This window comes from uncultured Roseicyclus sp., assembly GCF_937892565.1.
Taxonomy (GTDB): domain Bacteria; phylum Pseudomonadota; class Alphaproteobacteria; order Rhodobacterales; family Rhodobacteraceae; genus Roseicyclus.
Window position 1 is genome coordinate 1 of record NZ_CALAHQ010000020.1, and the last position, 12,685, is coordinate 12,685.

The 12,685-nt window shown below is 64.4% G+C and carries 11 protein-coding genes and 1 pseudogene; 5 read left to right on the top strand and 7 right to left on the bottom strand.

Translation table 11 applies throughout. The annotated features are described in order from the left end of the window. From Q0094_RS02740 to Q0094_RS02750, 3 genes are all read right to left on the bottom strand, one after another. Window positions 1–1,491, bottom strand: a 1,491-nt coding sequence (locus Q0094_RS02740; RefSeq protein ID WP_297615013.1) for a M10 family metallopeptidase C-terminal domain-containing protein, incomplete at its 3' end; no start/stop codon positions are given. Window positions 1,492–1,635: 144 nt separating this feature from the next. Then, a complete protein-coding gene (locus Q0094_RS02745) occupies window positions 1,636–2,289 on the bottom strand; it encodes an ABC transporter ATP-binding protein (protein ID WP_297615015.1) in 654 nt (217 codons plus the stop codon). Between the two features lie 12 nt (window positions 2,290–2,301). Further along, window positions 2,302–3,591: a sugar transporter gene (locus Q0094_RS02750; protein ID WP_297615017.1), complete on the bottom strand. Its 1,290-nt coding sequence runs from the start codon at window positions 3,589–3,591 to the stop codon at window positions 2,302–2,304. A gap of 63 nt (window positions 3,592–3,654) precedes the next feature. On the opposite strand from Q0094_RS02750, the gene Q0094_RS02755 reads away from it, so the two are divergent. Continuing rightward, window positions 3,655–4,503, top strand: coding sequence for an ABC transporter permease (locus Q0094_RS02755; RefSeq protein WP_297615019.1), 849 nt, complete (start codon window positions 3,655–3,657; stop codon window positions 4,501–4,503). Between the two features lie 6 nt (window positions 4,504–4,509). On the opposite strand, the gene rlmH is transcribed toward Q0094_RS02755, so the two are convergent. Together rlmH and rsfS are read right to left on the bottom strand one after the other, a co-directional pair. Beyond that, window positions 4,510–4,980, bottom strand: coding sequence for a 23S rRNA (pseudouridine(1915)-N(3))-methyltransferase RlmH (rlmH, locus tag Q0094_RS02760; protein WP_297615021.1), 471 nt, complete (start codon window positions 4,978–4,980; stop codon window positions 4,510–4,512). A 9-nt stretch (window positions 4,981–4,989) separates the two neighbouring features. Next, window positions 4,990–5,337, bottom strand: coding sequence for a ribosome silencing factor (gene rsfS, locus Q0094_RS02765; protein ID WP_297615023.1), 348 nt, complete (start codon window positions 5,335–5,337; stop codon window positions 4,990–4,992). A 349-nt stretch (window positions 5,338–5,686) separates the two neighbouring features. Here rsfS and smc point away from each other — a divergent pair, with 349 nt between their 5' ends. Continuing rightward, complete coding sequence (gene smc / locus Q0094_RS02770; RefSeq protein WP_297615025.1) at window positions 5,687–9,142, top strand: chromosome segregation protein SMC; 3,456 nt, start codon at window positions 5,687–5,689, stop codon at window positions 9,140–9,142. A 42-nt stretch (window positions 9,143–9,184) separates the two neighbouring features. Here the strand turns inward: smc and Q0094_RS02775 are convergent, their stop codons facing one another. Next, window positions 9,185–9,736, bottom strand: a complete 552-nt coding sequence (locus Q0094_RS02775; RefSeq protein WP_297615027.1) for a CGNR zinc finger domain-containing protein — start codon at window positions 9,734–9,736, stop codon at window positions 9,185–9,187. A gap of 189 nt (window positions 9,737–9,925) precedes the next feature. Between Q0094_RS02775 and Q0094_RS02780 the strand changes: the two genes are divergently transcribed. The 3 genes from Q0094_RS02780 (at window position 9,926) to Q0094_RS02790 (ending at window position 12,168) form a co-directional block, all read left to right on the top strand. Next, on the top strand, window positions 9,926–10,276 hold the full coding sequence (locus tag Q0094_RS02780; RefSeq protein ID WP_297615029.1) for a hypothetical protein: 351 nt from the start codon (window positions 9,926–9,928) through the stop codon (window positions 10,274–10,276). Between the two features lie 67 nt (window positions 10,277–10,343). Then, a complete protein-coding gene (gene dgcA, locus Q0094_RS02785; protein ID WP_297615031.1) occupies window positions 10,344–11,306 on the top strand; it encodes an N-acetyl-D-Glu racemase DgcA in 963 nt (320 codons plus the stop codon). A gap of 7 nt (window positions 11,307–11,313) precedes the next feature. Then, window positions 11,314–12,168 (top strand): D-amino-acid transaminase, encoded by an 855-nt coding sequence (locus Q0094_RS02790; RefSeq protein WP_297615033.1) that lies wholly within the window; start codon window positions 11,314–11,316, stop codon window positions 12,166–12,168. A 57-nt stretch (window positions 12,169–12,225) separates the two neighbouring features. On the opposite strand, the pseudogene Q0094_RS02795 reads toward Q0094_RS02790, so the two are convergent. Then, window positions 12,226–12,685 (bottom strand): annotated as a pseudogene (locus Q0094_RS02795) (hypothetical protein); the annotation flags it as partial.

The following is a 12,685-nucleotide window of genomic DNA, read 5'->3' on the forward strand; positions in this document are numbered from 1 at the left end:
GACCGCGGCGATCACCTGGGCCGGTGTCAGCGTCCCGCCCAGCAGCGTCTCGATCACCAGGGTTTCTTGCCGCCATGTCACGATGGCGCCATTGGCGGTCGGCTGGATGCTCAGATGCGAGGCGTCATAAAGAAAGGGCCAGCCCGACAGGTCCAACCGATCGCGGCCGGGTTCGAAATCGGTGATCTGATCGATCATCCCATCGGCCCGCAGCACAAAGACGTCACGACCCGACCCCCCGGTCAGGGTGTCGATGCCGGAGCCATCCTCGAGAGTGTCGTCGCCCTGATTGCCGATCAGATGGTCATTGCCAGCCCCACCGATCAAGATGTCGTTCAAGGCGCCCCCCGAAAGATCGCCGCCTGCGGCCATGGCGGACAGCATGGCGCCATTGGCCGATGTATCAAGATCAAGCGTGGTGATGCCGGCGCTGACCTCGGACGACACGAAAACCTGCATCCGGTCGCCCGCCGAAACCGCCGCAATGGCCGAGATATTCTCCAGCCCGCTGGAAGAGCTGTCGGCAAGCACATCGACAAGCTGCAACCGGCCGTTGGGCAGCAACAAGAACACGGTGATGCCATCGTCACCGCCCGCGGCCAACACATAGGTGAAGCCGTTCGCCTCGACCACCTGAAGGCTTTGCAACATGCCAAAGCGCGTGTCTTGCGTGTCGATCACATGATCGGTCGCGACCAACCGGCCGTCGCTGGTCAATTGCATCACCGTGATTGCGCCGGATTGACCGGCACCGCTTTCGGGGGCCGATCCCACCAGAACGAAACTGCGCCCGGCCAGCGTCGTGGTGACAAGGGCATTGGGCGTCATGATCCCCACGCCTTCGTTGATGCCGAGATTTCCCGTCGGCAAAAGCCCGTCGTCTGTGATCCGATAGGCGGTGATGCCCTGTTCCGTCAGGCTGGCACCCAAAAGGTAGCTTTTGCCCCCGACCGAGAGCGTATCCAGCGCAATGACCGAGTCGGCATAAAGCCCGGGGGTATCGAGGACCGTATACTGACGGGACAGGGAACCCGAAGCCATCATGGCATAGGCCTCGATCGAACCATTGCCGGAATTGGCCAGAAAAAGCGTTTCATGGCCCAACTGATCGACGTCGAACACATTCCCGGTCACATTCGAAAGACCGCTGATCTGGTTCTGGGTGCCGATCATGCCGTTTGCGCCCAGCGTCAGTGCCGTCAGGCCCCCGTCTGCCGCGCCCGCGACGACAAGGCGTGGGCCATTGGCTGTGTCGATCAACGCCAGACGGTCCATCACGCCCTCTGACATGCTGGCGGTGAAATATGTGAAATCGATCACCGACAAACCGCCCGCCGGATTGATCGCATAGGCCACGACCCCTCCGTTCGGGCCGGATGTGGAATACAGATACGTTCCGGTCTGCGTGGCATGCACGATCAGATCGGTGATCCCGAAATCCAGACTATTCTGGGTGGTCAGAACCTGACCTGTCACGGTCAGCTGCGGCATTGCGCATTCCCCCCAAGACATCAATGCCGATCAGGCTGACGGTCTTTCAGGGCAGCTTCGGGCAGGAAATGTGGTCAGACCGCGAAAATCCGCGCGGATTGTCGGGGCTTTGTGAACCCTTTGTTTGCCTTGCTGCGGCAGGCCTCAGGAAAGGCTTTTCTTGTGGCGATCAATCGCTTCGTCAAGGTCTTCGAAATACTGGAGTTTCCCGTTTTCCAAGATCAGGGCCGCGTCGCAGAATTCCTTGAGCTCACCGAGATTGTGGTTCACCATGATCGCATCCGAGGTTTTCATCCGTTCGTGAAACAACGCCGCGCTGCGGGCACGAAAGGCGGCGTCGCCCGCAGCGGTGACTTCGTCGATCAGATAGGTGTCGAACTTGATCCCCAGCGACAGGCCAAAGGTCAGCCTGCTGCGCATGCCTGAGGAATAGGTGCGCACCGGCATGTGGAAATGGGCCCCGATCTGGGCAAAATCCTGAACGAAATCGGTCAATTCCTCGGTTTCGATGCCGTAGACGCGGGCGATGAAGCGCACATTTTGCGCGCCGGTCATCAGCGGGTGGATCGAACCCGCCTGTCCGATGGGCCATGACATCGTGCCATCCGTAAGGACCCGGCCACGATCGGGGCGCATGTTGCCTGCGATGATCGACATCAGGGTCGATTTCCCCGCCCCGTTGCGGCCCAGAAGGGCAAGGGATTTTCCGGTTTCGACCGTGAGCGACAGGTTGTCGATCACCAGTTTGCGGCGCCCGTTCACATCGAAGGATTTCGTCAGACTGTCGAAGCGGATCATCGCGCCCTGCCCCTATTGGCGGTCACGAATGCTGTAATAGACCAAGGCCGCGATGGCCCATGCGAGCGTCAGGAACATCAACGCCAGCCCCGCGATCACGTCGCGCCGGGGGAACTGGGCGCTTTCGGGCAGGGTGGGGCGGATGTAGACGGCCAGATACCGACTTTGGCGCGCGGAATTCGTGCGCGCGACATCCAGCGCGGTCAGCGCGGCGCGATAGCTTTCTTCCGCGAATTGACGATCGACCAGAAGCCCTTCGAACCGCGCCATCAGGGTCGGATAATCCAGACCTTCGGTGCCGATATCGCTGGTCGCGAAATCCAGTCGTTCTTGCTGGATGCGCGCGCGGATCACCTCGATCCGGCGCTGGGCCTGAACAACGCGGGGATCATTGGGGTTGGCCGTGTTTTCCGACAAAAGATCATATTCGATCAAAGCCGCGGCCAGTTGCTGTTGCAGCGTGTTCAGAACGCCTGTCCGCCCCTGAAGATCGCTTTCGGGATCGACGATGCGGGTTTGGGTGCGAAATTGCGTCAAGGCTTCGCGCGCGGCGCGCAAACGGATCAGGGCTGCATCCAGATCGCTCTGGGCAAAGCGCATGGCATCGGCGCGGGCTTGTGCGTTCAATTCGTTGATCAGCGACTGGCTTTCCGCCATGATCGCGGTGGCCAGCGCATGGGCTGTTTCGGGATCGAAGGCCAGCACCTCAAGGGCGATCAGGCCGTTTCCCTGAGCATAAGAGACCCGCACCACGCGCTGCCAATGCGAAACCAGATCCTCGAATGACGCATCGGGCGACAGGGCAAAGATCGGGTCCGTGGCGTAGGGTGCCGCGTAATGCGTGATCAGATCCATTCGCTGCGTCAGCCGTCCGACAAGCTCGGCGCTGGTGATGAATTCGAAAAGAATATCCCCATCGGTGCCGGCGCCGGCACCTGTGAATTGCGCAAGGCCACCCATGATATCGGTGGCCGAACTGCCTTCGTCGCTGCGGACCGTGAAGCCGACATCGGAGGCATATTGATCCTGCGCAAAGCCATAAAGGTAATAGACGGTGGCAAGCAACGGCGCGACCACCATCACCACGAACGACACCAACAGGCCATAATGCCGTCGCTGCAGACGCGCGGGGCGGGCGATTGGTCGAAAGGTCTGTTCAGCCGCTTGGGGTGGCACAGGTTTTTGTGCCGACGCGGCGGGATTGGCCGCCGGGCGTGGCGCAGCGGCGACCGGTTGCATGGCCGCGATCGTGCCCTGTGCGGCGGCTGCCTGCGTTATCTTTGGTGCATTTGCATCGGCCAAGATTGCATGCCTTAGATCAATGGTTTGAAATCCCCCCTTTGGTCATACATAGTCCCGCCCGACATGGCCAGCGCGTTGGAGCTATCGTTGAGCACGACCGATCCATACAGTGGGCTGCCGCCGCCAAGCCGGACGGTGACGGCGCGACGGTCCTTTGCCGGGCTGCGGTCGATCACGGCGCTTGTGCTGCGCGAGATGTCGACGCGCTATGGTCGCACGCCCGGCGGTTACATCTGGGCGGTGCTGGAACCGATGGGTGCGCTGATCGTGATGGCGGTGGTCTTTTCCATCCTGCTGCGCGCGCCGTCGCTGGGGAATTCCTTCATCCTGTTCTATGCGTCGGGCTATCTGCCGTTCACGATCTACGCCAGCGTGGCGGGCAGTGTGCAAACCGCCCTGATGTTTTCCAAACCCTTGCTGATGTATCCGGCGGTGTCGTGGATCGACGCGATCCTTGCCCGGTTCATCTTGAACTTTCTGACCGGGGTTGTGGTCTTGATCATCGTGCTGATCGGCATTTTGCACTTCACCGCTGCCACGGCGACGCTGAGCATCGGGCCGATCATCTTGTCGGTGATCCTGGCGGCGCTGCTGGGGTTGGGGATCGGAACGCTGAATTGTCTGTTGGCGGGTCTGTTTTCCGCGTGGGGTGCCCTGTGGGGGATCGCCACACGCCCCCTGTTTCTGGTGGCCGGGGTGATTTTCCTTTATGAGGACATGCCTGCATCGATCCAGGGTCTTTTGTGGTATACGCCGTGGATCCATTTCACCGGCCTGGCGCGCACCGGGATCTATCCAACCTATGCGCCCGATTACATCTCGGTCCCGCTGGTTCTGGTGTGGGCCATGGTGCCGCTGGCCTTGGGGCTGGTGCTGTTGCGGCGCCATCATCAGGATATCTTGAACCGCTGAGGCGGCTCAGATCCGGTGATAGGGGCTACCCGACAGGATCGAGGCCGCGCGGTAGAGCTGTTCGGCCAGCATCACGCGCGCCAGCATATGCGGCCAGACCATGCGCCCAAAGGAAATGGCCAGCGTCGCCTCGGCGCGCAGATCGGGGGCCAGCCCGTCGGCCCCGCCGATGCAGATCGCCAGATCACCCTGCCCCCCATCGCGCAGCGCGGCAATCTGGCCTGCGAAATCGGGCGATGTCATCTGCACCCCGCGTTCATCCAGCACCCACAGCCGTGCGGCGCGTGGCAGCGCGCGGCGCAGCAGATCGGCCTCGGCCGCCATGCCGCCGCCCCGGCGATCCTCGACCTCGGTGATGCCGCCCCAACTCAGACCAAGTGTCCGCCCCGTCTTGTCGAAGCGTGTCAGGTAATCGTCGATCAGCGCCTGTTCGGGTCCGGCCCTCAGCCGCCCGACCGCGCAAAGATGCACCCGCATCGCCGGCCGCTACTGCGCCGCGCCAGCCGTGGGCATCCACATTTTCTCGAGCTGGTAGAACTCGCGCACTTCGGGGCGGAACAGATGCACGATGACATCGCCCGCATCGATCAAGACCCAGTCGCCCGTGCCTTTGCCCTCGGTCTTGCAGCTCATCTTGTGGCTGTCCTTGAGGCGTTCCACGAGCTTTTCGGCGATGGATGCCACCTGTCGCGATGACCGGCCCGAGGCGATCACCATGTAATCGGCAATCGAGGATTTGCCGCGCAAATCGATCTGCACGACGTCTTCGGCCTTGTCATCATCGAGAGAGGCAAGAACGCTGTCGAGCAACTCCTGGCTGGTCGGTGCGTCCATCTGGACCGCAGCGGCGGTCCGGCGGGGGGTGGTCTTAGCCACCGCGGTGGTGTGTCCGGTCAGGACCCGATCCTCCTGTTTGCGCGCCTGCTGCCCCCGGCGCCGGGTGATCGGATGGTAGCATTGGATGGGCGCAATCTCAATGACCTGTCAGGGGCCACTGTGCCGGCACGGCCAGAACCCACATCTGGGTTGCCCCAAGAAATCGGCCATATCCCTTGTGCGAATTCAGATAGATTGGGGATAACCGCCCAAGGGTAGCTATATCGGGTAGCCAAAGCTTGACTCACTGGCGTGCGGGCCGGACAGTCAGGCCTTAGAATCGTGTGCATCCCGGAGGGGCCGCGCCATGCGCTTTACCCGGCTTCGCCTGAATGGCTTCAAAAGCTTTGTCGATCCTACCGACCTGATCATTCAGGACGGGCTGACCGGGGTTGTGGGCCCCAATGGCTGCGGCAAATCCAATCTGCTTGAGGCGCTGCGCTGGGTGATGGGCGAAAATCGACCCACGGCCATGCGCGGCGACGGGATGGAGGATGTGATCTTTGCCGGTGCCGCCACGCGCGGCGCGCGCAATTTCGCAGAGGTCGTGCTGCAACTCGACAATTCCGAACGACTGGCCCCCGCGGGCTTCAACGACGAAGACACGCTCGACATCACCCGGCGCATCACCCGCGATGCGGGATCGGCCTATAAGCTGAACGGCAAGGATGTGCGCGCGCGCGATGTGCAGATGCTGTTTGCCGATGCCTCGACCGGGGCGCATTCCCCCGCGCTGGTGCGGCAGGGGCAGATTTCCGAATTGATCAATGCCCGCCCCAAGGCGCGCCGCCGTGTGCTGGAGGAAGCTGCCGGTATCTCGGGGCTCTATCAGCGGCGCCATGAGGCGGAATTGAAGCTCAATGGCGCCGAGGCCAATCTGGCGCGCGTCGATGACGTGCTCGAACAGCTTGCCGCCCAGATTGGGACCCTCGCCCGTCAGGCCCGTCAGGCCCAGCGCTATCGCGAAATCGGCGCCGATCTGCGTCAGGCCGAAGGGTTGTTGTTGTGGCTGCGCTGGGGCGATGCACAGCAAGCTGTCGACCGCGCCGAGGCCGTGCTGCGCGATGTGCTGACTGCCGCTGCCCGCGCCGAAGCCGCCGCCCTGCACGCCGCCAGAGCCCGCGAAAGCGCCGAGGCCGCCCTGCCGCCGCTGCGCGAGGAAGAAGCCATCGCCGGGGCGATCGTGCAGCGTCTGACGCTGGAACGCGATGGGCTGGATGGCGAGATTGCGCGCGCCGTGGAAGCGGTCGCCACGCTGGAAGGGCGGCTGGACCAACTGACCCGTGACATCGAACGCGAAGACGCGCTGAATGCCGATGCGGGCGACAGCATCGCGCGGCTTGACGATGAGCGCGCCAAACTTGTGCGTGATAGCCAAGGCCATGCCGAACATGTCGCCGAAGCCCTTGCCGCCGCCCAGCAGGCCGCCGCCTTGCTGCGCACCCGCGAACAGGATCTGGCCGACGCCACCGAAGCGGCCGCCCGCCTGTCGGCCCGTCACCAATCCGCCGAGCGCCGTGTCAGCGATGCGCAAAAAGCCCGCGCCCGCCATGCCGCCGAAGCCGAGACCGCCGCGCGTCAGGCCGCCGAGGCCGCCGATCGTCTGGCCATGATCGCGCGTGATGTGGCCAGCGCCGAGGATGCGCTGGCCTTTGCCCGCGATCTGGCCCTGGGCACCGAGCACGCCTTGACCGAGGCCGAGATCGCCCGCGCCGAAGCCCAAAGCGCCGAATCCGATGCGCGCGCCGCCCGCGCCGATGCCGAAGGCCGCGCCGGAACGCTGGAGGCCGAGGTGGCCGCACTCAACCGTCTGCTGGACCGCGAACGCGGGCAGGGCGATCAGATCCTTGACCGGATCACGGTCGCCAAGGGCTTTGAGGCGGCGCTGGGCGCAGCCCTGTCGGATGATCTGAAAGCGGCCGAGACCAAGGTTGCGGGCGGTTCGGGTTGGAGCATGCTGGCCGCCTATGGCAGCCCTGCCGCGCTTCCGTCTGGTGCGCGGCCCATCGCCGAGGTGGTGCAGGGCCCCGCATTGCTGGCGCGGCGTTTGTCGCAGATCGGGATCATCGAGCGCGCCGACGGCCCAAGGTTGCAACCGCTGTTGCACCCCGGGCAGCGTCTGGTCAGCCGCGAGGGTGACCTGTGGCGCTGGGATGGGTTTGCGGTCGCGGCCGCCGATGCCGTGTCGTCGGCCGCGCGTCGGTTGGAACAGGTGAACCGCCTGACCGAATTGCGCGCCGAGGCCGCCCGCGCCGCCGCCCGTGCCGCCGGAACCCGCACCGCCCACGAGCTGCTGGCGCGCCATCTGGCCGATCTGACCGAGGCCGACCGCGCCGCGCGCATGGCGCGCCGTGATGCCGACACAAGGCTGGCCGATGCGTCGCGCATCCTGACCAAGGCCGAGGCCGAGCGCGGCGTGTTGCAAGGCAAGCTGGAAACGCTGCAATCGGCCGCCGCCCGCCATGCCGATGAGGCGCAGGCCGCCGCGACCGAGCTTTTGCGCGCCGAGGCCGCCCGCGCCGAGTTGGAAGATCTGCACGCCGCAAAGGCCCGGCTCGAGGATATTCGCACGACGCTCGAGGCGTCTCGCTTGACGATGCTGGCGCGCCGCACCGCCCATGATGAGATCAGGCGCGATGGCGAAAGGCGCAGCGCCCGCATCGCCAGGATCGGCGAAGAGAGCGCGGGGTGGCGCAAGCGGCTTGACAGTGCGGCGGGGCGTCTTTCCGAACTCAAGGCCCGCCAGACCGACACCGACACCGCATTGGTGGCAGCCCGGCACAAGCCCGGCGCCCTGACCGACATGCGCGCAGGGCTGGCCGACAAGATCACCACCGCCGAACGGCGCAAGGCCGCGGCCAGTGAGGCCCTGTCGGTTGGCGAAGCCGGATTGCGTGCCGCGATTGGCGCTGAACGCGACGCCGAGCGTGCGGCATCCGAGGCGCGGGAAGCGCGTGCCGCTGCCCAAGCCCGCCGCGATGGCGCGTGCGAAGCGGCCGATGCCGCCGCCCAGCGCATCGCCGACGAGATGGAAACCACCCCCAGCGCGTTGCGCGACAGCCTTGGCGATCTGCCCGATCCGCTGCCCCCCTCCGATCATGTCGAGGCCGAGGTGCAGCGCCTGCGCCGTCAGCGCGACGCGCTGGGTGCGGTCAACCTGCGCGCCGAGGAAGACGCCCGTGAGGTGCAACACGAACATGACACGCTGGCCGCTGAAAAGACCGATCTGGAACAGGCCATCGCCAAGCTGCGCACCGGCATTTCCGGCCTGAACCGCGAAGGCCGCGCGCGGCTGCTTGCCGCGTTCGATGAGGTGAACGTGAACTTTGCCAAGCTGTTCACGCATCTGTTCGGCGGTGGTGAAGCGCGTCTGGTGCTGGTGGAAAGCGACGATCCGCTGGAGGCCGGGTTGGAGATTTTGTGCCAGCCGCCGGGCAAGAAGCTGTCCACCCTGTCGCTTTTGTCGGGCGGCGAACAGACGCTGACCGCGCTGGCGCTGATCTTTGCGGTGTTTCTGGCCAATCCGGCGCCGATCTGTGTGCTCGACGAGGTCGACGCGCCGCTCGATGACGCGAATGTCACGCGCTTTTGCGATCTGCTTGATGAGATGACGCGCCGGACCGCCACGCGGTTTTTGGTCATCACCCACCACGCGGTGACGATGGCGCGCATGGATCGGCTGTTTGGCGTGACCATGGTGGAACAGGGCGTGTCGCAACTGGTTTCGGTCGATCTGCGCAAAGCCGAACAGCTTGTCGCCTGAGCGGCCGGGGCCGCGCGCCGTAGGGGCCCTATGGTGCGCGGCTCAGCCGGTCGTTGCCTTTTTGCGCAAGCGAAAGGCGGCCGCCTTGGCCCGGTTGCCGCAGCGCGACATCGAACACCACCGCCGCCCCGCGCCGCGGCCATGATCCAAGAACAGATGCGAACAGCGCGCGCATTCGCACAACCGCCCCAGATCATCGCGCCGCATCAGGTCAAACAACAACAAGACCAATTGATCATGGATGCCACCCAGCGGCCCCGGCACAAGCGCAAGCCCGCCCGCATGAAAGCCCAAGCTGGCATCCTGTAGCGCGCTCTTGATGGCGGTTTCCAGCATCAGCGCTTCTTCACGATCGGGTCTGCGCCCAGCCGCTACGGCCGACAAGACGGCATAGGCCGCTTCGCGCAAGGCGATCAGCGCGGCCATCTGACCCGATCCTGGCACGGCCGTTTCACGCGGGGCCAGCCCCGCTGCCACCAAGGTATCGCGCAAGCCTTCGGGCCCGACAAAGCTGTTGGTCAGCCGTTGCTTGCCGTCATCACTGACCGAGTTGAGAAAGTGCAGGATCGGATGACCCGGATGGGGTTCTGCCATCTTCAAGCCTCATGCCGGCCGGTGCATCGGCCCGGCCCTTGGGGGCCAACATGGGGCTTTGCGTGGCCGTCGTCCAGTGCGCGCGCTGTGGCGGAATCGTGACGTTTGCAGGTGCAGCATATTCAAATCATTGACCAAATCCACAATCGCCCCAATTTGTCCACAGACCCTCCAGAAAAGGAATCGGAGATGTCGAGCTTTCTGCCCCAGTCGGTCCGCGAGGAACTGGCCGCCGTACAGAAATTTGCCCGCCGCCGTCGCGCGACGCGTGTGGTCCATGTCGGCGACGAGGCCTTTCCCATTCTCGAAATGACCCAAAGCGGTTTTGCGGTCGAAGCGGCCGATGCGCCGCGCCTGCGGGGGTTCATCGACATCTATGAAGGCGCGCGGCACCTGTATCAGGCGTTGATCGTCGCCTCCGAACAGCACGGCGATCTGATGCGCTATGAATTCAAGCGCAACACCGCCGCCGCAACCACCGCCCCCGTCGATTTCGAGACATCGTCCGACCGGCCCGTGGCCTTGCTGCCGCGCCTCTGAAACACGGCTTTCGTTTGGCGCGGGCTTTGGGCAGGTTAGGGGTGTCTGTGCCTGCGTTGGAGCCGCGATGATCACCGTCACGTCTGACAGCTTCCGTCTGGCCGAGGCCTTTGTCATCTCACGCGGGGCCCGGACCGAGGCGCGCGTGCTGACGGTGCGCATCACGCGCGGCGGGTGGACCGGCTGGGGGGAATGCGTGCCCTATGCGCGCTACGGCGAAACGCTGGCATCGGTGACCGATCAGATCGCGGCGCTGTCGCCGGATGTGACGCGCGCCGAATTGGCCCGGGCCCTTGCCCCCGGCGCGGCGCGCAATGCGGTCGATTGCGCGCTGTGGGATCTTGCGGCCAAAAGCGCCGGGCGGCCTGTCTGGGAACTGGCCGGGCTTTGCGCCCCCTTGCCCGTGATCACCGCCTTTACCCTGTCGCTCGATGCGCCCGAGGCGATGCGCGCCGCCGCCGCCCGCCACGCGCATCGCCCGCTTCTCAAGATCAAGCTTGGAACGCCCGAGGATATGCCAAGGCTCGAGGCTGTGCGCCGGGGCGCGCCAAAGGCCCGGATCATCGTCGATGCCAACGAAGGCTGGTCGCCCGGGATCTATGCCGATCTGGCGCCCCATCTTGTGCGGCTGGGGGTGGAACTGGTGGAACAACCCTTGCTTGCCGGCGCCGACGAGATGCTGGCCGAAATCGCCCGGCCCTTGCCGGTCTGTGCCGATGAAAGCTGCCATGACCGGTCGAGCCTTCCGGGTCTCAGGGGCAAATATGATATGGTCAACATCAAGCTCGACAAGACCGGCGGCCTGACCGAGGCGCTGGCCTTGAAAGCCGAGGCCGAGGCGCAGGGCCTTGGCGTGATGGTGGGCTGCATGGTCGGCAGCTCGCTGGCGATGGCGCCCGCGGTGCTTTTGGCGCAAGGCGCATCCATCGTGGACCTTGACGGGCCGCTCTTGCTGGCCGAAGACCGCGCAACGCCTTTGGATTACGACGCCGCCGGGGTGCACCCACCGCGGCCAGAGCTTTGGGGATGAGACCGCAATGACCCGCACCGTCTATGTGAACGGCGACTACCTGCCTGAGGATCAGGCCAAGGTGTCGATTTTCGACCGTGGCTTTCTGTTCGCCGATGGCGTCTATGAGGTTACAAGCGTTCTGGGCGGCAAGCTGATCGATTTCGCGGGACATGTCAGGCGCTTGCACCGCTCGCTCGACGAGTTGCAGATGGCCAGTCCGGTGACCGAGGATGAATTGCTCGCCATCCACCGCGAACTGGTGCGGCTCAACGACATCGACGAGGGGCTGATCTACCTTCAGATCACGCGCGGGGCGGCGGATCGCGATTTCGTCTATCCCAAGGATGCGACGCCAACCATCGTGCTGTTCACCCAATCCAAGCCCGGTCTGGCCGATGCGCCGATGGCCAAGGTCGGGCTCAAGGTGTTGAGCATCGAAGACCAGCGTTGGGGCCGGCGTGACATCAAGACGGTGCAATTGCTTTACCCCTCGATGGGCAAGATGATGGCCAAGGCGGCGGGCTGTGACGATGCGTGGATGGTCGAGGATGGCCATGTCACCGAAGGCACGTCGAACAACGCCTATATCGTCAAGGGCAACACCATCGTCACCCGGCATCTGGGCCACGAGATCTTGAGCGGGATCACGCGGACAGCGGTGCTGCGCTTTGCGCGTGAGGCGCAGATGGTCGTCGAAGAACGGCCCTTTTCCATCGACGAAGCGAAAGCGGCGGATGAGGCGTTTATCACGTCGGCCTCGGCCTTTGTCATGCCGGTGGTGGAGCTGGACGGTCAGGCCATCGGAACGGGCAAGCCGGGCAGCATGACCGCCCGGCTGCGCGAAATCTACCTGGACGAGATGCGCAAGGCGGCGGTGTAACCCGCCGCCCGCGCGAAAATGAACCAGACCGCAGCGCGGCCTCATTACGATGGCGCCTTAGCTGGGGATGATTGTGATGCTTGCGGTCAGCGCGGGGGACAGGCTGTTTGCCTGCAAGACCACGAACACCGTGCCGTCCACAAGCACCTCGACATCGGTTCCATTTGCCGCCGCTTGTAGGGTCAGCGTGGGTGTCGTCGGCGGTTGCGCCAAGGTTGTCGTATCAATCGTCAGCCTGTCGAATGCCGGGTCAAAATCGGTGATCACGGCGGGCGATTCTGCCGAGCCAAAGGCGCTGTCGATGGTGATGCTGTCGGCCCCGTCGCCACCGGTGATGGTGGCGTTCAGATCGCCGATGATCGTGTCATCGCCAAGGCCGCCATCGAGACTTGAGCCCAGATTAGCGCCGGGCGTGCCGCGCGCGATGATCAGATCATCGCCTGCATCGCCAAACAGGGTATCGCCGATTCCGTCGGTTTCAAGCGTGTCATTGCCCGCCCCGCCGATCAGGCGATCA